We start from the raw sequence: 21,796 nt of genomic DNA on the forward strand, positions 1-21,796 counted from the left end.
TCCCCCCAAGCTAGGTTATAGTTTTTAGCATTAAAAATTATTAACTCGATCAGAATATGCAAAGGATAATCATTATGTTCAACGTTATTAATCTGATCATTATTGTCTGCCTTTTTTGTTTTAGCCCTTTCGCATTAGCTCAAACCACCTACTACAAATGTGTTACCCCAAAAGGAACGACATTTTCACAATTTCCCTGTAGTAATAATGCAACCATGCATAAAATAACTTCCACTGAGCCTAAACAGACAGGTGAAGAAATAAACTACACCCAGCAGTTAAACGAGCTTGAGCGCGACACCATAATTACCAACTTAGAGGCAGAGCTGCGCAGTAACCAGCATAAACTCGCCATCCTTACACGAGAAAAAGACAGAGCTGATTTTAAACAACAACAGCGGTTAAATCATATATTAAGTGCGGATGATAAAAAACGAATTAGTAAAGATATTAAAAAGACACAAAAAAGCTTAGATAAGCAATATAAAAAAGATAAAAAGTTGATTGAAAAGCGAATTAAAAAATTACAAAAAAAGATTGATGCCTACCAATCAGCCACTAATTAACTTAAATAAATATCATCTTAATTAGCTTGGTTTTAAATATAAAATAACATACCCTTAACAACCGTAGAGTTTGAACTCTAATGCGTGTTTAGTGGTGCAACTTCTTTTAACCACCTTTTACAATTTAAATGGTATCCACCTGCACTTTGCTAAACACCTAAAGGCGTCAATTAAGGAGTACTGATGCAACCACGCCAAATTGCTGAATTAATTTTAACCGGATTTAAAAAACATTACCTGCTGTTTCAAAGAACAACAGCAAAAGCGCCCTATGCGTTTGCTAAAAGAGATTGGCAAGCAATTAATGATATTAGCCGCTTGCGTATTAGTTATTACGATGATCGGGTTAACGAAACCACAAAAACCTTACGTGAACGCCAGCAAACAGACCAGCTAAACGAAAGCTTATGGCTTGAAGTAAAGAAAATTTACCAGCATTTTTTATGTTTTCATCCGCAAGCTGAGCTTGCTGAGACATTTTATAACTCCGTATTTTGCCGCCTGTACCACCGCCGCTATTTCCATAACGACTTTATTTTTGTTGAAGCGACACTCAAAGATGCACCTTCAGTGCCTGTAGAAGCTGAATACAGAAGCTACTTCCCTGTAGTGGACGGTTTAAAACCAACCATTAAACGCATCATTAACCACTTTGATTTTAAAGCCGATTTTGTCAATCTTGAGCGCGATATTCGTTTATTAGTTAAAGCATTTTATAAGCAGGCCCCCGATACTCACCACCAGCATTGGCAAATGCGTTTTGATATATTACACACGCCGTTCTACCGCAATAAAGCCGCGTATATTGTAGGGCGTGTTGTATCGCAAAGTGGCGTTCAACCTTTTATCATTGCGGTACTTCACCATGAAGATCAGGGGTTATATCTTGATGCCCTGCTGACTAAGTCGTCGCAAATGCGGGTTATTTTTGGCTTTGCACGCGCTTACTTTATGGTAGAAACTCACGCCCCTTCCGCGTTAGTGCGGTTTTTGAACCAACTGATGCCGAATAAAACCTTAGCCGAGCTTTACAACGCCATTGGTTTTCATAAGCAAGGGAAAACTGAGTTTTACCGTGAGTTTTTGAATCATTTAACCCATTCTAATGACGAATTTACCATTGCACCTGGCACCCCAGGTATGGTGATGATGGTATTTACTCTGCCCTCATTTGGCTATGTATTTAAAGTTATTAAAGATAAATTTGGTGAAAGTAAGCCATTTGGTCGCGATACCGTATTAAAACGCTATCAATTGGTTAAAAGCCACGACCGTGTAGGGCGAATGGCCGACACTATAGAGTATTCAAACGTCGTATTTCCTTTAGCGCGTTTTGATAGTAACTTGTTAGCGCAGTTACACAAAACCATTGGATCATCAATGGTTATTGAAGGTGACTGGTTAATTATAAAACATTTATATATTGAAAGACGCATGACACCGCTTAATCTGTTTTTAGAAAATGCAGATGAAAAAAGTGCCGCAGATGCCATAGAGGAGTATGGTCAAGCGCTCAAAGAAATGATTGCCGTGAATATTTTCCCCGGTGACATGTTGTTAAAGAACTTTGGTGTAAGTAAGCACAAACGTATTATTTTTTACGATTACGACGAAGTGCAATATTTAACAGACATGAACTTTAGAGCACTACCCAAAGCAAAAAGTTATGACGATTATTTAATGGACGAACAAAGTTACTCGGTTGCTCCTCAAGATGTATTTCCAGAGCAGCTATGTACTTTTGTAATGCCTAACCCAACATATAAACAATTTTTAACTAGCACGCACCCTGAATTACTTGATGTGAACTTTTGGAAACAAGCACAACAAAATATAAAAAATGGAAAGGTGAGTCATATTTATCCCTATCCTACAGCACAACGTTTTATCCATTATTGGTAAACGTTAAGGACACACAATGAATATAAGTAAAATAGATTTAAATTTACTGGTTTACCTCGATACATTACTGCGCGAATGTAATGTTACTCGTGCTGCAAACCAGCTTAGTATTACTCAACCGGCCATGAGTAACGGACTTAAACGCCTACGAAACCTTTTTAATGATCCTATTTTAGTACGTACCAGCGATGGCATGGTACCGACCGAGCGTGCTATTGAGCTACAGCCTGTCATTCGTGGTATTTTGATGACCCTTGAAGAAACACTGGCACCTAATCGTGAGTTCGATGCTAAACAAAGCAAACGGGTATTTAGGATCATGGCCAGTGATTACGCAGCCAGTACCATGGCACCGCGTTTATTAGGTAAACTACACGAAGAAGCGCCCGACACCACCTTAGATATTTTAACTCCCAGTGATGTAACCTTTCACGATGTTGAAAACGGTAAAGTAGATATGGCGATTAACCGCTTTGAAAATTTACCACAGTCGTTTCATCATAAACGTATTTGGAAAGATAGCTTTTGCTGTTTAGTCAAATCCGACAACCCTATTATTGAAAACTTTAGTCTAGACAGCTATTTAAAAGCCCGCCACATTTGGGTAAGTAAGACAGGTTTTGGTGTGGGTGTAGGGATGGATCCTAAAGATGTACAAAAGCTGGGCTGGGTTGACGAAGCACTGGCGCATTTTGGTAAACACCGAAATATTGCCACTTTTACTCGTAACTACCATGTCGCTATTCATTTAGCCAAAGAGAAAAACCTAGTTGCTACTTTACCCTCAAAAGCGGCTAATATTTATTTAGACGATCCTGGGCTTAAAATACTTGAGCCACCCTTTCCTATTCCGCCATTTGAACTTGATATGATATGGAGCCCTTTATTACACAGAGATGCTAGCCATATTTGGTTACGCCAAAAAGTAGCTGAAGTAGCGGATGAGCTAAAATAACCTTCTTACATACCTTTATGTAAAATTTGCTTGCTAGCGCTTGGTTAGCAAGCCTTCCTCCCCGTCAAAAACAATTAAAAGCCATAAAATACAAAAACTTAAAAATAAAGCTTGATTGGAATAGCGCTTGCTTGGTAATGACTGTATTTTAAATTAACAGAGGTCATTATTATGAGCACCCATCAAGGACAAGAAATAAATCATATTACCGACATTATCCAAGTAATGAATAGCGGCATCGACTTTTACCAAAAAGCACAAGATAAAATACAAGACCCCGCAATAGGCGCCCTATTTCAACGTATGATTGACGCGCGTATAGTCTGTGTGGAGAGTTTACAACCTTATGCAATTAATCAGCAGGGTGAACGCGAAGATGGCTCGTCGTTTGTTGTAGAAGCACGCCAAGCATTCACCGCTTTGATCAGTAAATTTACTAACGATAACGATCAAATTTACGTTAAAGAGCTTGAGGAAGTGGAAGATAAAACCTTAGAAGAAATAAAAATAGCGTTGAAAAAGCCTCAGTCCCACGACTGTGAAGCAGCGCTATCAAAGGTATTACTTACCATGCAAAGCTGCCATGCAGAAATGAGTAAAATGCAAAAACATTAAGTTTAAAAACGATAAAAGGGCCTGACGGCCCTTTGGTTGTTAAATAACAATAGGAGAGTTATTTATTAAAAGCGGTACTCTGCGCCTACGTAGTAGTAAGCACCATTAAAGCCAAATGGCGCTGAACGACGTGAGTACTTAAATACCCCGTCACTGCTGACAATAGTATTACCTTGAGCATCCACAATTGTGCCTGAACGTGAATTACCTATGGTGTTTTCATCTGGGTAAACATCAAATAAGTTATTTGCGCCAATATTTACCGATAAATCATCAGTCACAAAATAGTTTACTTTAATATCCGTTAAAATTTCAGCACCGTAAGTCTGGCGGCCGCCATCTTCAACTGTGTACTCACCAAAACGGTTAAGCGATAGGTTTACGGTCCAGTCGTCGCGACGATAAAGTGCACTTAAGTTAATTCGATCTTCTGGTTGCCATTCTTCAATAATAGAAATTTCTTGATCAGAAAACACATCATCGACTGGCACGGTTTCAAGGCCAGAGCCTGCTGGTGTAAATAACGACACCACATCAGTTTCGGTAAAGTTAGCCGCTAATGTAAAATCAAGCGTGCCACCTAGGCCTTCTGTATTCCATGTAGCCACAAAGTCGATACCTTGTGTCTCAGTGTCAGCGCCATTTAAGAAAAACTGCCCTGCACCTGCACCCGAGCTCAGTAACGCGGCATCAAGGCTGCTTGATAAGCCTTTACCTAAGCGATTACTAATTACAATACGATCGTCAATATCGATTGAGTAGTAATCTAGGGTTACATTAATATTATCGCTTACGTTATAAACGATACCTAAACTACGGTTTTGAGATTTCTCTTCTGTGAGCTTAGGAATACCTAAACTTTGCGCAAGGGTTGAGTCGTTTCTAAAGGTACCCACTTCTTCAGCCACTAAGTTACCATTAGGGCCTACAACAAACTGTGTGCTGATGTTGTTAAAATACAACTGTTGCATTGAAGGTGCTCTAAAGCCTGAGCTTAGCGCGCCACGAAGTGAAATATCTTCGGTTACTGACCAGTTACCGGCTAGTTTAAAATTAACTGTATCGCCAAACCCTTTGTAATTGTCGTAACGTAACGCCCCTGAGATAATCACATCTTCAATAACGTAAGCTTCAGCGTCTAAGTAAAACGAGATCACATCACGGGACTCATCAACCGACGATGCTGGCGATGAACCACCAAAGCCTTGTGTGCCACCGGATGCGTTTTCGCTGCCAACACCACCGCTTAGTCCATCATAAATATTAACACCGTTGTTGGTATCGTAATCACGATATGCGTATTCACTACCCTCTAAAATTCGGTACTCATCGGTACGAATTTCAGCACCCATTGCCAATGAGTAGTCATCAAAATTTTGAGTAAAATCAAGATTGATCGTTTGCAGTGATAGCTCCATGCCATAAGCATAACCTTGACGTGGAATCGTGGCGCGAATATCTGCTGCACTTAGGCCTTGATCATAACGTAAAAAATTCGCGTAAGAGCCGTTAATAGTATCGCTAGTCGTGTAGTCAATACTGTTTTCACCATAGGTGTACGATAAGTCTAAGCTTGAGTCGTTATCAAATTCAGTTTTATAACCAAAGTTATATGAAATATCGTCAATCGTGGTGTTTATTTTAGGTAAAAAACCAGCTGGGATAGTTGCATCGCCATCTTGAAGTACCGGGTTACCACCTGCATTAGCATTATGGCGGAAAAATGCTGCTGATTCGTTATCACGAGTTGAATAGGTAATAAAACCGTATAGTTCACCCGCTCCTAATTCGTAGCCGGTGTTAACTGTTAAACCAAATTGTTGTGAATCAGCATCACCAATTCTGAATGTATCACGCGGTGCGGTTAATTCGCGTGGATCACCTGCAAGCAAGGTACCATCAGAAAGTTCAGTACAGCCATAGAACTGACATGAGCCATGAAGGCCTGCACGGTTAGTTGGTGCACGATCACGGTAGTTAATAGTTGTATTTAAATAACCGTTATCACCTAAAGCAAAGCCTTTATTAAAGTCGATATTAACGGTTTCGCCATCACCTTCAGAGTACTCACCGTAGTTAACGGCCGCTTTACCACCTTCGCTGCCATCTTTTAGCACGATATTAATAACACCGGCAATTGCATCCGAACCATATTGAGCCGCAGCGCCGTCGCGCAGTACTTCAATACGTTTAATGGCTGAGGCTGGAATCGCATTCATGTCAGTACCCGCAGTACCACGACCAACAGAAGTATTAATGTGGATAATACTGGCTTGATGACGACGCTTACCATTGATCAATACCAATGTTTGATCCGGGCCAAGGCCACGTAAGGTTGCGGGTCTTAATGCATCAGTACCATCACTAATAGATGAACTTGAAAAGTTAAAAGAAGGTGCGATAGCTTGAAGCATGCGGCCAACTTCAGTTTGACCGGTATTTTCGAGTGCTTCTGCACTTAAAATATCAACGGGGACAGGTAAGTCTTCAACTGAGCGTCCTGCGACACGACTACCTACAATAGCAATTTTTTCGATGTTTTGTTCTGCGCTTTGTTCAGCGGCATTTATTCCTTGTGAATTAACTGCAAGTAAAGCAGGTAATACAGCAGCACTAACTCCTGAAAGCTTCATCATGTTGTTATCTTTCCTATTGATTTGTTTGAGTTTAATACTCAGTAAACCATTTTGATCAACAACCGCATCGAGCTGTGTCTCAGCTAACAATGCGTTTAACGCATCGAGTTGAGAATAAAATCCATATAACGAATTTGCCTGGTACTGTTTAGCAAGTTCGTACGAAAAAACCACTGTTTGTTCAGTTTGCTTGGCAAATTCAATTAAGGCTTTGTCTGCTCGTTGCGCTTTTATATCAAACTGCATCATTTGCCCCTGGATTTGATTCGCATGCACACTGATACTAAAAAACAGCGGTGCAACGAGTCCCAACGGGCTTAAATAACACATATGGTTACTGCGCAACTTATATAAACAGTTAGCAAACAAAAATCCTCTATAGGTTTTTATCATTTTTTTAATCTTTAAATTACTTTTTAAACCCTTATGAGTAACATTGATTAACAATGGCGTGATTTTCATTACCATTACCTATGACTTTTTTTGATATTTTAAACTAACAACATGCTCGCCTAAACGCTCATGCTCAATTGAAAAATTATTTTGTAAGCTCTCTAAAAGCCCTGCGACATCACCCGCTTTAAACACGCCAGCCACTTTAATACGCGCTAATTCATCAGATGACAGTTCAAATCGCGTGGCGGTATAACGGCTAACTTCGTTTAAGGCATCAACCAGTTGCTCGCCATTGAATATCAACATGCCATTTTGCCATGCTAAATCGCGTTGTACGTCATCAACCGATAATTGTGTAATTGGTTTAGTTACGCTCTGTTCAATAATAGCTTTTTCACCCGATATCACTATATTGGCATTGATCTGGCGGATTTCGTGATTGCTGTTATCAGCTTGCTGATACGCTTTAAAATCGTCAGCATTAACGGCAACGCTAGGATCGGTGATCATCACTTTACCTTCAGTGACTACCAACTCGAGATCTGATGAGGTATTGCGCTGAACATTAAAGACTGTACCAAGTGCGGTAAAGCTTTTGTCACCCGCCATCACACTAAATGGTCGTGATGCATCTTTAGCTACGTTAAAACGTCCTTCCCCACGGCTTAGTAATAACTGTCTGCGCCCTTGGCTATAAGCTACTTCCAATGAACTATTGGTATTAAGCTGAACTATTGTGCCATCTGGTAAAACATAGGTTGCTTGCTCGCCAACCTTTGTTTTATAAATTTTTGTATAATTTACTTTAGCTAAATTTTGGTTAAAGTTGCTATCAATGTTTATCAAAAAATAGCTGCACATCATTAAGGCTGCAATAATACTTGCTGCAATACCATATACATAGGCAGGCTTGGTTTTAATGCCAGCTGAGTGTTTATTAGGAAACAATACGCTAAGTTCGTTAAGCACACTTAAGTCGTCCCACAGTTGCGCTAACTCATATACCGCATTTTGATGAGCGGTGCTTTGTAGCATCCATAGTTTAAATTGCTCTTGCTCTTGTGTACTTAAGCCACGATCAATCGCGCTTATCCATAGCGATGCTTTTTCTAAGATTAATTCTTTTGAAGTAAATTGATGGATGTTATTCATTTTACTGCCCTCACAATGCTCGCACTTTGTTGCCCATGCTCACTCTCATCTTGCGCTTGCTCGCGCATATACAGCATGGTGTTTAATAGTCCTTTAGCAATGTGCTTTTCTACCGTGCTTTGACTTAGCTGCATTTGCTGTGCGATCTCTTTTTGGCTCATCCCATATACTTTTTTTAATATAAAACACTTTCTTACCACAGGGCTTAATTGCTCAGTAGCTCGACAAAATAGTAAAAAACGCTCTTTGGAGGTGTATTCATCTTCTAATTGCATTGATTTGAGCAATTTAGGAAGTTCAGTTTCGTGATTCAAAGGAGTACTAAATTTATTATCCCATTTAGCTATATGATTCAAGGCGAGGTGCTTAGCTGTTTTTAACATATAGCTGCGGGTGTATTGAATATCTTGTTTTAGCTCTGCTTCATAGCTTTTAACAAAGGTTTCTTGAACAATATCATCAACATCGTCAGGTAATACGATTTTAGACACAAAGCGCCGTAATTGCGTAGATATGTCTGAGAAAGTACTGGCCAATTTAAGTCCTTGAGCCACGTGGGTAGTCCCTTGTTATTATTATTACCGTAAGATTACGAGTTTTAAGGTTAATTACAAGGCATTTTGTTAATTATTGGTTATTTATTAGTTGCTAACATACATACTCAGTATAAATGTATGAATGTTTATTATGCTTTTAATCATTATGGCTGTATAAAAAGTAGCACCCCTAGCGTTTTTATAGTGAAGCCAAACAGTTATTTAGCTTATTTTTATTGGTTTGTTGTGTAGTAATTTACTAATCGCAACGCTACTATTAACGGATAGAGGTTAGGAGTTACAAATGAATAATCAAAAATTAGCTGATTTTGAGCTTTACTTTCAAATTGAAGAAAGCAATCGCGTCAATCTATTTGCTGTAGATGACGCAGTGGTACCAAAAAGCTTGGCTGAACTAGACGCAGACATTCCGCCTTTATTTAAACTCGCTAACGAAGTCAGTAGTTTAGATCAAAGCGCCTTGGGTCCTTTGCGTAACTTAGGAGATATTGCCCAAGAACTGACGACGTTTTTACAAGCCCAATCGCGCAAAATAGATTTGATCATGAGCCATATTTTAGCTTCTGAACAACCTGAAGATAACTCTATTTATTGCGATAGTTATGGCGGTGGCGGAATTAAGTTTACCAGTGAACATTTGTACACATTAGGTCAGAAATTTCGTACCAAACTGTTTTTACAACACGAAGCCTCTGCAGTGTATTGTTATAGCGAAGTCGTTGCTATAGAAAAACAAGACAATGAGCATTACCAATATACCCTGCTCTTTGTATCAATAAGAGACAGTGATCAAGAGCTGGTTGTTAGAGCCAGTTTACATGCGCAAACACGCCAGCTTAAAAAGCGTCAGCAACTTGAAAAAGCGAAAGAGAGTCCAAACGAGTAACACCAGTGTTTATTTACCGCTTTAAATTGTAGTTCAAACACTTATTTAAAAGTGACTTAGCCGTAATTGAACTGCTAAACTAGCCCTATCTTTATTTGTATCAAAAATCCATGAACTTTAGACTTTTACCTGAATGGGCCGAGCAAGATGCAGTTATGCTTACATGGCCACACAAAAATACCGATTGGGCTGATAATTTAGCGCGTGTTGAACCCGTTTATATTGAACTTGCAAAACATATTACTGCGAAACAAGCCTTAGTGATTGTTGCTCATGATGAGGTATTAAAAACCCACATAAACTCATTACTAAATGATGCTGGTATTAAGCAGACCCGTGTATATTTTGTTGTTACTCCTACTAACGATACGTGGGCGCGTGACCATGGACCGCTTACGTGTAGCGCTATAGAAAAGCCAGAGCAACTAAAAGTCTACGACTTTACCTTTAATGGCTGGGGTAATAAGTTTGAAAGTGCCCTTGATAATCAAATAAATCACATATTAGTTAAACAGCTAAGTAGTACAAACAACCAGTATCAAGCCCTCGATATGGTACTTGAAGGCGGTGGTATTGAAATAAATGAACACGGTGTATTGCTAACAACCAGCGAGTGTTTACTGAATAAAAATCGTAACCCTAATTTAACGCCAAGTGACATAGAAGTTCTTTTAAAAGCGCACTTAGGGGCAACACGTTTTTTATGGGTTGATCATGGTTATTTAGCGGGTGACGACACCGATAGCCACATTGATACGCTAGTGCGCTTTGCGCCTAATAACACCCTTGTGTATGTAAAATGTGACGATGAAAGCGATGAGCATTTTAGCGCGCTAGATGCCATGGAAAAACAACTAAAAAGCTTTAAAACCGCTGATAACACCCCATATAAGCTAATTGAGTTACCGTGGCCAAAAGCCGTGTATGATGATGAAAATACGCGTCTACCCGCCACCTATGCAAATTACTTAATTATTAATAATACGGTATTAGTGCCTACTTATGACGATGCAAGCGACCAACGCGCTTTAACGCAAGTTCAAAAGGCATACCCAGAGCACACAATTATTGGTGTAAATTGTTTACCTATTATTGAGCAATTTGGCAGTCTTCACTGCATTACAATGCAATTACCCCGTGGATTTTTAGCTGGAGCAGCACAATGACAAGCCCTGCACATTTATCAGTTGCCTTAGTGCAACAAAGCAACAGTGACAACGCTGAACATAACATTGAAAAGTCAATTGCGGGCATTCGCGATGCAGCAAGTAAAGGCGCGCAACTTGTTGTACTTCAAGAATTACACCGTAGTTTATATTTTTGCCAAACCGAAGACGTTGATGTATTTGATTTGGCCGAAACAATACCAGGCCCAAGTAGTAATATTTTAGGTGAACTCGCCAAAGAGCTTGGTATTGTGATTGTAGCGTCATTATTTGAAAAACGTGCTACGGGCCTTTACCACAATACCGCCGTGGTGCTTGAAAAAGACGGCAGCATTGCAGGTAAATACCGTAAAATGCATATTCCAGACGACCCTGGGTTTTATGAAAAATTTTACTTTACTCCTGGGGACTTAGGCTTTGAGCCTATTCAAACCTCTGTAGGTAAACTAGGTGTACTGGTATGTTGGGATCAATGGTTTCCTGAAGCCGCGCGCTTAATGGCAATGGCCGGTGCTGAGCTTTTAATTTACCCAACAGCTATTGGCTGGGATCCTCGCGATGATAAAGACGAGCAAACCCGCCAAAAAGAAGCTTGGGTTATTTCACAGCGAGCGCATGCGGTTGCAAATGGCGTTCCGGTGATTAGTTGTAACCGGGTTGGTCATGAAAGCGACCCGAGCGGTCAAAGTGACGGTATTCAATTTTGGGGTAACTCGTTTATTGCAGGCCCTCAAGGTGAAATGTTGGCAGAGGCTGATAACCAAAATGAACAAATATTAATGGTAGAACTTGATCAAAAACGCAGCGAGAACGTAAGACGTATCTGGCCGTATTTACGCGACCGTAGAATTGATCATTATCAAGATTTAACAAAAATTTACCGTGACTAAATAATAGTGTGGCTCTTACTCGTTAAGAGCCTAATTTAATGGAGTAATTAATGGCGTTTGAGCAATGGGCAGCCTTGCCTTGGGTAAAATCTCAAAAAGATAAAATTCAATGGGGCGAACTTTTAGGCAGTGGCTTAAGCATTGCTATTGCACAAGGTGTAAAACAGCAAGATAACTTGGTGTTAATTGTTACCCCTGATACACCAAGTGCTCTGCGCCTTGAAACAGAATTAGAGTACTTGCTGCCTGATAACCCAGTAATGGTTTTTCCAGATTGGGAAACATTGCCTTATGATCACTTCTCTCCCCACCAAGATATTATTTCAGCACGTTTAGCAACACTCAACACACTGAAAAAAGAGCAACAAAGCGTGCTCATTGTGCCGGTATCAACCTTGATGCTGCGTACTGCCCCAGCATCATTTATATACGGCTCAACGCTGAACTTTAAAGTAGGCGATAGATTAGACACCCATGCCCTGCGAGAAAATTTAGAGCAAGCGGGTTACTTACATGTGCAACAAGTCATGGAACATGGCGAATATGCCATACGCGGCTCTATTGTTGATTTATACCCCATGGGGAGTAAGCATCCATTTAGGCTCGACTTTTTTGATGATGAGCTAGATACCATCCGTTTATTTGATGTGGAAACTCAGCGCTCAGACGAAAAAGTAGACAAAATTGAGCTACTGCCTGCTCATGAGTTCCCTACTAACGAATCAGATATTGAACGTTTCAGAATAAGCTATCGTGAAAAATTTGGCGCAAGTGCTGAGCAAGACTCAGTCTACATGCAGGTCAGCAAAGGCAATTGGCCAGCAGGTATAGAATATTACATGCCGCTGTTTTTTGAAGGCTTAGCAACCATATTCGACTACTTGCCTGACTCAACAACCGTCATGCAGTTAGGGGATTTAGAGCATGCAGCGGATAACTTTTGGCACGATGTTAATGTGCGTTATGAGAACCGCCGTGTAGATCCTCTGCGTCCACTATTACCGCCCGATGAATTATATCAGCCAATTAATGAGCTGTTTTCCAATTTAGGCAATTATGGCCGCATTCGCCTATCGCAAGCAAAGCTAGGCACTAAAGCAGGTAATAAAAATCTCGCAGTTAATGAATTGCCCAATGTACGCATCGATCATAAACAACATCAACCCTACGATGCATTTATAAATTATGTGGCAGAACAAAAAAAGAAAAAAGGCCGAGTTGTCATCAGTGTTGAGTCGGACGGTCGACGCGAATCATTACTGAGTATATTAAAACCTAGCGGCTTAAAATTTAAAGAATTTGATAGCTTTGAGCAGTTTACCAACAGCAGTAATGACGTTGGTTTAATTGTCAGTCCGCTTGAGCAAAGTGTGGTGCTTAGCACTAAACCAAGTTTGAGCATTATTACCGAGCAAGAATTGCTTGGGATCAAAGTATCACAACGCAGACGTCGTAAGCACAAGTATGAAGCAAGCCAAGACGCGTTAATTCGTAACTTAGCAGAGCTTAAAGAAGGCCAACCAGTTGTGCACCTTGACCATGGTGTGGGCCGTTATCAAGGGCTGCAAACGATTGATGCCGCCGGTGTGGTGACTGAATTTGTAACTATTACTTATGCAGGTGAAGCAAAGCTTTATGTGCCGGTATCGGCACTTCATATGCTTAGTCGTTACTCCGGCGGTGAAGAGGCCAGTGCGCCACTGCATAAGCTCGGCTCTGATGCCTGGGATAAAGCGAAAAAGCGCGCCGCCGAAAAAGTACGTGATGTAGCCGCAGAGTTACTCGACATATATGCACAACGCCAAGCTAAGCCTGGTAATAAGTTTACGCTTGATGGCCAAGCTTATCGCCAATTTAGCGATAGCTTCCCGTTTGAAGAAACGGATGATCAACGTAACGCCATTGAAGCGGTGCTTGGTGACATGCAGTCAAAACAAGCCATGGATCGCTTAGTATGTGGTGATGTAGGTTTTGGTAAGACCGAAGTAGCTATGCGTGCAGCCTTTGTAGCAGTTAACGATAATAAGCAGGTGGCTATTTTAGTCCCTACCACCCTACTTGCTCAGCAACACTACGATAATTTTAAAGACCGCTTTGCTGATTTTCCAATTGAAGTGGGTGTGCTGTCGCGTTTTAATTCGACCAAAGAGCAAAAAGAAACCCTTGAAAGAATGAGTGATGGCAAGCTAGATGTGGTTATTGGCACTCATAAATTGATTCAACAAGATATCAACTTTAAAGATTTAGGCCTGTTAATTGTTGATGAAGAACACCGATTTGGGGTTCGTCAAAAAGAAAAAATTAAAGCCCTGAGAGCTGATGTAGACATACTCACTCTGACCGCTACGCCTATTCCGCGTACATTAAACATGGCGATGAGTGGCATGCGTGATCTATCAATTATTGCCACTCCACCGGCTAAACGTTTAGCGGTTAAGACCTTTGTACGCCAACGCGACGAAGAACTTATTCGCGAAGCGGTACTGCGTGAAATTAAACGCGGCGGCCAAGTATACTTTTTACATAACAACGTAGAAACCATTGAACGTGTCGCTCAAGAAATTAGCGAATGGGTGCCTGAGGCAACAGTAACCTCTGCACATGGGCAAATGCGAGAGCAAGAGCTTGAGCAGATAATGACCGACTTTTATCATCAAAAATACAATGTCCTTGTGTGTACCACAATCATTGAAACCGGTATTGATGTGCCCACAGCAAACACCATAATTATGGATAGAGCCGATAAACTTGGTCTTGCTCAACTACACCAATTACGCGGACGTGTAGGTAGAAGCCATCACCAAGCCTATGCTTATTTACTTACCGGTAACCCTAAGGCACTCTCTAAAGATGCGAAAAAACGTTTAGACGCGATTGCCTCATTAGAAGATTTAGGCGCTGGCTTTGCCTTAGCAACTCATGATTTAGAAATTCGTGGTGCGGGTGAGCTATTAGGGGATGATCAATCAGGGCAAATGCAGACCATTGGCTTTAATTTGTATATGGAAATGCTTGAACAGGCCGTTAACGCACTTAAAAATGGTCAAGAGCCAACTCTTGAAAATCTATTACAAAAACAAACAGAAGTAGACTTAAAGCTACCGGCTCTGTTGCCAGATGACTATATTCACGATGTTAACGCGCGTTTAGGTATGTACAAGCGTGTAGCAAGTTGTGCTAGTCTTGCTGATATTGATGAGCTGCAAGTTGAATTGATAGACCGCTTTGGTTTATTACCCTATGCAGCTAAAAACTTGTTTAGCTTACAACAACTAAAAATGCAGGCGAGTAATTTAGGCATAACAAAAATTGAAGCTAACCCGAAAGGGGGTTACTTTGAGTTTAGTCAAAATACTAAGGTTAATCCTAGCTTCATTATTGGTTTGATACAAAGTGCGCCGCATATCTACAAGATGGATGGCGCAAATAAATTACGCTTTGTCATTAGCGAGGCAAATGCCCGTGAACGCTTAAAAATGATCACTGCTATGATTGCAGATTTCGAAAAAAAGGTTAGCCATTAATGTTGCTGAAAAAATCGCTGGTTATTTTATGCTGCTTGTTCAGCAGTACTGCATTTGCAGAGCGCTGGTTTGAAGTAGAGGTATTGATATTTAAACAACGCCCTGCCCCATATCTACAAGAAGACTTTAGCTTAAAGCACGATGCCTTAGAAGATAAAAACACCTTAGATTTACTAAGCCCAGTTTATAAAAACCAAGCAATGGACGCGTGTATAAACGGCGATCCGCGTTTTCAAACACGTACCTTTGCTGACACCTTAGTTAATTCAAACCCACAGTCAGCAGCGTGTAACGACAGCATTGATTATATAAAGAGTTACGATGTGCTACCAGTAACCCCTCAGGCACCAGCACTAGAGACGATGGAGCAAACTTACCTGTTAGCCCCTGAGCAATTGCAGTTCGAATCACAACGTCAAGCCCTAGACCGCAAAGGGCTTACTCCTTTATTACATACCGGTTGGCGATTTGAAGGTGCGAGCAAATCACGTTCGCCTAGCATACACTTGTTTGCAGGCAGCCAATTAAAGAACAATATAAACACCGCGATTAGTTACGCCAATTCTGATTTTATTAGCTTGATAAATACGCCTGAGCCACTATTTATCGAAACTCAATCTCCCGAAATGAAATGGGAATTAGATGGTCTATTTAAAATACACTTGCGCCATTACTTATTCATTAATGCACACTTTGATATTAGTGAAAAACGTGACAACGGAGAGCTAGAGTCAGCCCGTTTTTCACAGTTTAGACGGGTGTTTAGCGAAGATATTCATTACTTTGATCACCCTCGACTGGGGATGATTGTACAAATTCGAAAATTTAATCATTAATGGTATTTACTCAAAGGAAAATAACAATGAAAAAACTACTAATAATTGCTGCAGCACTGACTCTTGCGGCTTGTTCGAAAGTAAGCTTGGAAAATTACGAAAAAATTAAAATCGGAATGGACAAAACTGAAGTTGAAGCCATTTTAGGTAGTGCTGATAATTGTGTAGAAAAAACACTGCATACTAGCTGTACTTGGGGTGATGACGCTAAAAACATCGAAATTACCTTAGTATCAGACAAAGTAACGCTATACAGCAAAAAAGGGCTAACAGATAAGTAAGCTAGTTAAGGTTAAGGTTAAGCAATAAAGGAATAACGTGTGTTATTCCTCTTTTTTAGCGTCACTGGTGTAAATCAGCTCTATATTGACAATTTTACTGCGATTTAAAGTGATTTTGTAGCGTTGATACAGTGCATTATCAGATTCGGTTAGAACTAATACCATATTTAATTGGTAGCGTCTTTCGACTCCCTGTTTAGAAATTTTATTATTTTCTAAATGGTAGAGTTTCCCCTCCCCCTTTTTTAAATAACGTGCAAATGGCGCAAGATTAAATTGCAGTGTTTGCTGCAAGCTATCGTAGCCTGGCAAAAATTCTTTAGCACTGACCCGTGTTTCGCTAGCAAAATGCAGCCATTGTGCCGCCTGTTTATTTTGTTGACGACGCTTGGAGAAAATTTTTCTCACTTCTTTAGGGATTTTTTTAAACCGGGTGTATTCTAACCAAATAAACTGGCTCGCCACTTTATCTTTTGTGATGCTGTTTTTAAAAATAAACCGCCATTTTGGCCGCCCTCGCACAATAGCACGCCAAATAATACGGGTAATATCTTCTTTAAATATTTCTCTCAGCCCGTAAATAACCCCTAAAATTAAAATCAATGAGGCGGTTATTTCAGTAAAGGTAGAACGCGCATTGAGTATTACCACCATCACAAAGGCCATTATAACAGCCGTTACAGAGCCTTTTACCAAACGTTTTAAATAGCTATTAAGATAGCGTGTTTGGCGCTGTAAAATCACTCCATGCTCTATTAAACGCTGGAGTAAACGCATCTTATTAGTAATTCTGTTGGCATCTTTAAGCGTTGAGTCAGAATTATATTGCTGCTCTGCTCGATACTCACTCTCTGACTTGCAAAAGTTTAGTAAGTCATTTCGCTCTTTAGCGTGATCGCTACTACGCGGGCCTTCATCAAGCAGCTTTAAAAACGTTTGTTCAATTTGCCAGCTTAGGTAGTTATCAGCATTAGTATAAAACGGGATCAACTTTTCGTTATCTGGGGTGTAACGTCTGAGTTTTCGAAGTAGGCTTTGGCTTTGCTCGCAAAGCTCCATTGCACGTTGGTAAAATTCATCACTTTCTTGAATTTTTAACGCATCTTTAATATCAGCATCAATAGCAAGGCGTACTTGATAACAATATAAATTTAGATTTTGTCGGTAGTCTTGTTGCTCACCTTTGTTTTTACTCACAAAGCGGCTTCGTACCAATGGAAGGTGGATATTATTAGCGTTGTAGGCTACAAAAGATTTAAATTGGTTATTAAAGTAAGACTCTTCGCTAAGGGTTTGTGCATTAATACCCATCTCGTTTGGGATAGAAAAATAGAGATCGAGACGCTGCTCTGCACGCGGTGATAATTGCGGTTCAATAACAAACGATAAATTTTCGTCTTGCTTTAACAATGATGCCTCCTAGGGTCTGATATTCAAGTTTACGTGCCTCTTTAATTTTGTTCAACAAAAAAGGCCTAGTAAAAACTAGGCCTTTTAGCAATTCTAATTAGTTAAAATTAGAATTTAACGTTTACGCTTGCAAAGAAACGACGACCTAACACATCGTAAGTGTACGGGTCAGTGTTTGAGTCGTTGTTACCAGTGTAGTAAGGAGGCTGTTTATCGAACAAGTTGTTTACACCTGCTGAAAGAGAAACAGTATCGTTTACTAGGTAGCTACCACTCAAGTCACTGTAGATAACTGATGGTGTTGTAGGTGCATAACACGTGTCTTTATTTAGACATGCGTAGCTATCCATACCCGCGATGTAACGCATTTGGTATTGTGCATCCCAGTTGTCACCTGACACATTAATTGTTAGGTTTGACTTAAGATCTGCATAACCACCAGTACCAGAAGTAATTACACCGGCGTAATCAACTGGAGAACCCGTTACTGCAACTACATACTCTTCTAAGTATGTTGTGTCTAAGCCTGCTTTCCAGTTAAAGCCTGCAGCTTCAAAGCTGTATGCTAGGTTTAAATCAACACCCGATGTTTTTTCAGAACCTACGTTTTGTAACTGGTTATTAAATTTAACACGGCCAGTTGCATCCATTGAAACACCCGCTGACTTACAAAGTGCTGTGCTAGAATTTGCTGGGTTATTTAGACACTGTTCAACAATGTATTGACTATCAACTTGTGTGATCGCATTTTCAATGTCAATCTCATAGTAATCAAGTGTCATTGAGAAACCATCAAACCACTGTGGCTCATAAACAATACCGGCAGTTAAAGTATCAGCTTCTTCTGGTGTTAATGCATCATTACCACCGACTGTTACTTCTGCTTGTTCTTGTGCACCTGGGAAATCAATTTGATCAAACGATGGTGAATTACCTGAATATAACTCAGAAACCGTTGGTGCACGGAAAGCTGTTGAAACAACACTACGTAACATTAATTCATCATTTACTTTCCAAGTAAGACCTAGTTTCCATGTCTCATCAGAACCAAATGTACTGTAATCGAATGCACGAATTGCTGCGCTTAGCTCAACATTTTGTGCAAGAGGTGCATCAGCTAGTAGAGGAATAGCGAACTCAACATAGGCTTCGTTTACATCAAAACCACCTGCAGTTGGCTCAACCATTGGGTCGTTTGCAAGGCCTTGCGCTGTTAATGAATCTGGCGTAAACCATGCTTTTTCTTGACGACGCTCTACACCCGCTGCAAATGCAGCATAACCTGCTGGTAATTCAAACATTTCACCTGAAACAGACGCTGCTAATATGAATAATTGGCTGCCACCGTTGTTAACTTCTGTGTAAACATTTTTGCGGAAATCTTCAGATACCCATGCAGCTTGATCTAATGGGTTGAATTTGCCTTCAGTGATTTGATCCTGAATGGCACCCATGTTGTGAAGATTACTTAACTTATCAACTGAGTCGTTACGACCGAAGTTAGCTGATACGTCCCAAGAATAATCACCCACAAAACCTTCTGCACCTACTACAGCACGAACAGTATCAACTGACTGTTCAAAGTAACGCGCGCCAGTGTCTGACATACGACGACCGTAAGAAATTGCATCACCATTTTTGTAATTCGTTTCTTGTGTGATGTAGTTACCATCAGCATCTTTATCTAAGTAGCCGTCACCATTTAAATCAACACGATTATCATAGCTTTGAGTTAATAGTGAGTCACCCATATTCTCTGTATTGTACTCAAAATCAAACCATACTGGCTGTGGTGCCATTTGCTGCTCTGACCAACGCTTTGTATAAGTAAATTCAGCAAATACGCTTGTGTCATCAGATAGTTCGTATGTAGCGATACCTGTTAAGTTTAAACGCTCCATTGGCGTGTAAAGGTAGCTTGCTGGTGAGTAGTTATAAGCATCTTCATTAGTATAACGATGGTAATCACCACCACGCCCTGTTACACCATTATCATCGATAAGAGAAACTGTTGTATCTTCGCCTTTAGCGTTTACAGTTGTGCCTTTTTCACCGTTACCGTTCCAAATATGACCGCCTTCATTGTATGAAGAACCTGTACAATATAAGCCGTTTGCACCTTCAGCAATTGGACAGTTTGAGTAATCACGATCAGCTTGAGATGCTTTACCACGGTCAGTGTACTGCATGCCGATAACAATATTACCTTTGTCGAATGAGCTGCCTACAGTGAAATCTATAGAATTTTCTGTTGCGTCGCCTTCGCCTGTAATTGCAGTGTTGACGTTCATGTCTAGACCTTCAAAATTATCTTTTAAGATAATATTTACTACGCCTGCAACCGCATCAGTACCGTATACAGCAGATGCACCATCTTTAAGTACTTCTACTTGCTTAATCATTGAAACTGGAATGGTGTTTAAATCAACCGTTGATGCTGCACCAGTACCTGATGCAATCATACGACGACCATTAACAAGTACTAATGTACGGTTAGCACCTAAGCCACGTAAATCGATACGTGCATTACCACCTGAACCATTATTAACACCAGGGTTGGTCATTGCACCGCCTGTAGCGGTCATTTTTTGTAAAACGCTATCAATACTTGTTGCACCCATAGCTTGGATGTCATCAGCACCGATAAGTGTAACTGGGCTTGCGTTTTCCATATCTGAACGCTTGATACGAGAGCCCGTTACTTGAATTTTTTCAATTGACTTTGCTGCTTCGTCTGCAGCTAAAACCTGAACACTTGAGAACATTGGGATTGCTGCAATTACAGCTAAACCAAGAGTTGATTTTTTCATGGATGAACCCTACTTGTTGAAAATTTACCTGAATTGGTAATGCCCACTTTTATGAGAATTTTGAGTGAGCGGGAGCAACTTAGGCGCCTTTAACTGAACGAAAACTTAACAGGTGAGTGCTTTACAATCTACACAAATTAGGGCGTCCCACGAAAGGAACAAAGGTTACAGCATGTTTCATTGTTAATGAATAAAAACACATATAAATCATACACTAAACCAAATCAAATCACATAAAAAACACAGGTGAAATCAAATAGGTAGAGTTTGTAATTAAATGTAACTATCGGGATAATGTGCCTTAAATAGGAAAGTTAACATGTTAATCACAGCTCGTTATTAAAACGGTAAAACTAGGTGTTAATTACTAACCATATTTATGCAAGGAGATTGTTTATTTAGTCTGAAATTTTTTGTTATAAGTTTTAATCATGCAAATTTTATGTGTATTGAGAGTTTCAGACTGGTTACAAGTTAAAGCAAAAACTGTCATCAAAGTGGGTCCATTAGATAAACCCACCTATAAATGATATGGGTACTTTATTGCATGTATGAGCACAATTGAATAAGTAAGCCCATCAGCACTAAAGCTATTAAACTTGAAGATAAATAGGTTTCTTGTGCTCTGCTAGGGGGGGTTATTTTAACTGACGTGCTTTAACTGCAGATAACTATTGAGTGTGAGATAGGTAATCTTTTGCTTTGCCACTATAATGCTATGGGAATGGCACAGTTAAAAGCCGCACCTGAATAGAAAATCTTTAATAGGTAACGTTAAAAAAGTATTCAACATTTTCGCTTGTGGCGGTGTTTGTATCAACTGTAGTGAGTACTAATTTCCATACCATATTTTGTTCTGAGCAAATCCCAACCATAGTATTTGCTAACCAAATATTACCTTCTTTAGTAAACTGCACCGGAATGTAACCCATATACATAGTTACTCCCTCTAACTTAGCCGCTGTTATTGTTACGCCAGCCGGTAACTGTGCATAAATTGAAAACGGTGTTTCCGGTAATAGGGTTGTCTCGCTCAGCCAAATTTTAACTTGATTTGCAAAAGTACAGGGGGTGCTATTTGTACACTCGGTTTGTGATTGGCTTACTTTTGGTGTTGTTGATCCAGAAAAGTCACAGCCTAGTAAAAATAATAGAAAAGAAAGTAAACACACTTTGTACATATACATGCAGGTTCTCAAAATATTTAATATATG

The 21,796-nt window shown here is 40.0% G+C and carries 16 protein-coding genes; 10 read left to right on the plus strand and 6 right to left on the minus strand.

Annotated elements, in window-relative coordinates; translation table 11 throughout:
- The first annotated feature begins 74 nt into the window (after positions 1-74).
- The 4 genes from BW139_RS06420 (at position 75) to BW139_RS06435 (ending at position 4,038) form a co-directional block, all read left to right on the plus strand.
- On the plus strand, positions 75-566 hold the full coding sequence (locus BW139_RS06420) for a DUF4124 domain-containing protein (RefSeq protein ID WP_076919115.1): 492 nt from the start codon (positions 75-77) through the stop codon (positions 564-566).
- Positions 567-749: 183 nt separating this feature from the next.
- Positions 750-2,468: a bifunctional isocitrate dehydrogenase kinase/phosphatase gene (gene aceK / locus BW139_RS06425; RefSeq protein WP_008109841.1), complete on the plus strand. Its 1,719-nt coding sequence runs from the start codon at positions 750-752 to the stop codon at positions 2,466-2,468.
- 16 nt (positions 2,469-2,484) lie between these two features.
- Complete coding sequence (locus tag BW139_RS06430) at positions 2,485-3,423, plus strand: LysR family transcriptional regulator (protein ID WP_076919116.1); 939 nt, start codon at positions 2,485-2,487, stop codon at positions 3,421-3,423.
- A 171-nt stretch (positions 3,424-3,594) separates the two neighbouring features.
- The gene (locus BW139_RS06435) at positions 3,595-4,038 is read left to right on the plus strand and encodes a PA2169 family four-helix-bundle protein (protein WP_076919118.1); all 444 of its coding nucleotides are present in this window, start codon (positions 3,595-3,597) and stop codon (positions 4,036-4,038) included.
- A gap of 65 nt (positions 4,039-4,103) precedes the next feature.
- Here the strand turns inward: BW139_RS06435 and BW139_RS06440 are convergent, their stop codons facing one another.
- Genes BW139_RS06440 through BW139_RS06450 form a run of 3 tightly spaced genes read right to left on the minus strand, consistent with a single transcriptional unit; the run spans position 4,104 to position 8,776 of the window.
- On the minus strand, positions 4,104-7,136 hold the full coding sequence (locus BW139_RS06440; RefSeq protein WP_076919119.1) for a TonB-dependent siderophore receptor: 3,033 nt from the start codon (positions 7,134-7,136) through the stop codon (positions 4,104-4,106).
- Between the two features lie 9 nt (positions 7,137-7,145).
- On the minus strand, positions 7,146-8,222 hold the full coding sequence (locus BW139_RS06445; RefSeq protein WP_076919120.1) for a FecR family protein: 1,077 nt from the start codon (positions 8,220-8,222) through the stop codon (positions 7,146-7,148).
- Positions 8,219-8,776 carry an RNA polymerase sigma factor gene (locus tag BW139_RS06450; protein WP_008109831.1) on the minus strand — a complete coding sequence of 186 codons (558 nt, stop codon included), beginning with the start codon at positions 8,774-8,776 and terminating at the stop codon, positions 8,219-8,221. The genes BW139_RS06445 and BW139_RS06450 overlap by 4 nt, the downstream gene beginning before the upstream one ends.
- 286 nt (positions 8,777-9,062) lie before the next feature.
- Between BW139_RS06450 and BW139_RS06455 the strand changes: the two genes are divergently transcribed.
- The 6 genes from BW139_RS06455 to BW139_RS06480 all read left to right on the plus strand — a co-directional run bounded on the left by BW139_RS06455 (position 9,063) and on the right by BW139_RS06480 (position 16,362).
- A complete protein-coding gene (locus BW139_RS06455; protein WP_008468182.1) occupies positions 9,063-9,665 on the plus strand; it encodes a PilZ domain-containing protein in 603 nt (200 codons plus the stop codon).
- A gap of 110 nt (positions 9,666-9,775) precedes the next feature.
- The gene (locus BW139_RS06460) at positions 9,776-10,831 is read left to right on the plus strand and encodes an agmatine/peptidylarginine deiminase (protein WP_076919122.1); all 1,056 of its coding nucleotides are present in this window, start codon (positions 9,776-9,778) and stop codon (positions 10,829-10,831) included.
- Positions 10,828-11,721, plus strand: coding sequence for a carbon-nitrogen hydrolase (locus BW139_RS06465; protein ID WP_076919123.1), 894 nt, complete (start codon positions 10,828-10,830; stop codon positions 11,719-11,721). Before BW139_RS06460 ends, BW139_RS06465 begins: the two co-directional genes overlap by 4 nt.
- A 50-nt stretch (positions 11,722-11,771) precedes the next feature.
- Positions 11,772-15,245, plus strand: coding sequence for a transcription-repair coupling factor (gene mfd / locus BW139_RS06470; RefSeq protein WP_076919125.1), 3,474 nt, complete (start codon positions 11,772-11,774; stop codon positions 15,243-15,245).
- Complete coding sequence (locus tag BW139_RS06475; protein ID WP_076919127.1) at positions 15,245-16,081, plus strand: peptidoglycan binding protein CsiV; 837 nt, start codon at positions 15,245-15,247, stop codon at positions 16,079-16,081. Before mfd ends, BW139_RS06475 begins: the two co-directional genes overlap by 1 nt.
- Positions 16,082-16,107: 26 nt before the next feature.
- Positions 16,108-16,362, plus strand: coding sequence for a DUF3862 domain-containing protein (locus tag BW139_RS06480; RefSeq protein ID WP_076919128.1), 255 nt, complete (start codon positions 16,108-16,110; stop codon positions 16,360-16,362).
- Positions 16,363-16,404: 42 nt separating this feature from the next.
- Here BW139_RS06480 and BW139_RS06485 read toward each other — a convergent pair whose 3' ends face one another.
- From BW139_RS06485 to BW139_RS06495, 3 genes are all read right to left on the minus strand, one after another.
- Positions 16,405-17,772 carry a hypothetical protein gene (locus BW139_RS06485; protein WP_008109821.1) on the minus strand — a complete coding sequence of 456 codons (1,368 nt, stop codon included), beginning with the start codon at positions 17,770-17,772 and terminating at the stop codon, positions 16,405-16,407.
- Between the two features lie 107 nt (positions 17,773-17,879).
- Positions 17,880-20,582 carry a TonB-dependent receptor gene (locus BW139_RS06490; protein ID WP_076919130.1) on the minus strand — a complete coding sequence of 901 codons (2,703 nt, stop codon included), beginning with the start codon at positions 20,580-20,582 and terminating at the stop codon, positions 17,880-17,882.
- A 761-nt stretch (positions 20,583-21,343) separates the two neighbouring features.
- Positions 21,344-21,769 carry a hypothetical protein gene (locus tag BW139_RS06495; RefSeq protein WP_076919132.1) on the minus strand — a complete coding sequence of 142 codons (426 nt, stop codon included), beginning with the start codon at positions 21,767-21,769 and terminating at the stop codon, positions 21,344-21,346.
- Positions 21,770-21,796 lie beyond the last annotated feature (27 nt).

Origin of the sequence: Pseudoalteromonas sp. SK18 (assembly GCF_001974855.1) — a bacterium.
In the GTDB taxonomy this organism is placed as follows: Bacteria; Pseudomonadota; Gammaproteobacteria; order Enterobacterales; family Alteromonadaceae; genus Pseudoalteromonas.

Bases quoted from the DNA above. Each gene is read 5' to 3' on its own strand.
- BW139_RS06420 (WP_076919115.1), top strand. From the start codon at position 75: ATGTTCAACGTTATTAATCTGATCATTATTGTCTGCCTTTTTTGTTTT.
- BW139_RS06490 (WP_076919130.1), bottom strand. From the start codon at position 20,582: ATGAAAAAATCAACTCTTGGTTTAGCTGTAATTGCAGCAATCCCAATG.
- BW139_RS06435 (WP_076919118.1), top strand. From the start codon at position 3,595: ATGAGCACCCATCAAGGACAAGAAATAAATCATATTACCGACATTATC.
- BW139_RS06495 (WP_076919132.1), bottom strand. From the start codon at position 21,769: ATGTATATGTACAAAGTGTGTTTACTTTCTTTTCTATTATTTTTACTA.
- BW139_RS06465 (WP_076919123.1), top strand. From the start codon at position 10,828: ATGACAAGCCCTGCACATTTATCAGTTGCCTTAGTGCAACAAAGCAAC.
- BW139_RS06460 (WP_076919122.1), top strand. From the start codon at position 9,776: ATGAACTTTAGACTTTTACCTGAATGGGCCGAGCAAGATGCAGTTATG.
- BW139_RS06430 (WP_076919116.1), top strand. From the start codon at position 2,485: ATGAATATAAGTAAAATAGATTTAAATTTACTGGTTTACCTCGATACA.
- BW139_RS06445 (WP_076919120.1), bottom strand. From the start codon at position 8,222: ATGAATAACATCCATCAATTTACTTCAAAAGAATTAATCTTAGAAAAA.
- BW139_RS06480 (WP_076919128.1), top strand. From the start codon at position 16,108: ATGAAAAAACTACTAATAATTGCTGCAGCACTGACTCTTGCGGCTTGT.
- BW139_RS06455 (WP_008468182.1), top strand. From the start codon at position 9,063: ATGAATAATCAAAAATTAGCTGATTTTGAGCTTTACTTTCAAATTGAA.
- BW139_RS06440 (WP_076919119.1), bottom strand. From the start codon at position 7,136: ATGAAAATCACGCCATTGTTAATCAATGTTACTCATAAGGGTTTAAAA.
- BW139_RS06475 (WP_076919127.1), top strand. From the start codon at position 15,245: ATGTTGCTGAAAAAATCGCTGGTTATTTTATGCTGCTTGTTCAGCAGT.
- aceK (WP_008109841.1), top strand. From the start codon at position 750: ATGCAACCACGCCAAATTGCTGAATTAATTTTAACCGGATTTAAAAAA.
- mfd (WP_076919125.1), top strand. From the start codon at position 11,772: ATGGCGTTTGAGCAATGGGCAGCCTTGCCTTGGGTAAAATCTCAAAAA.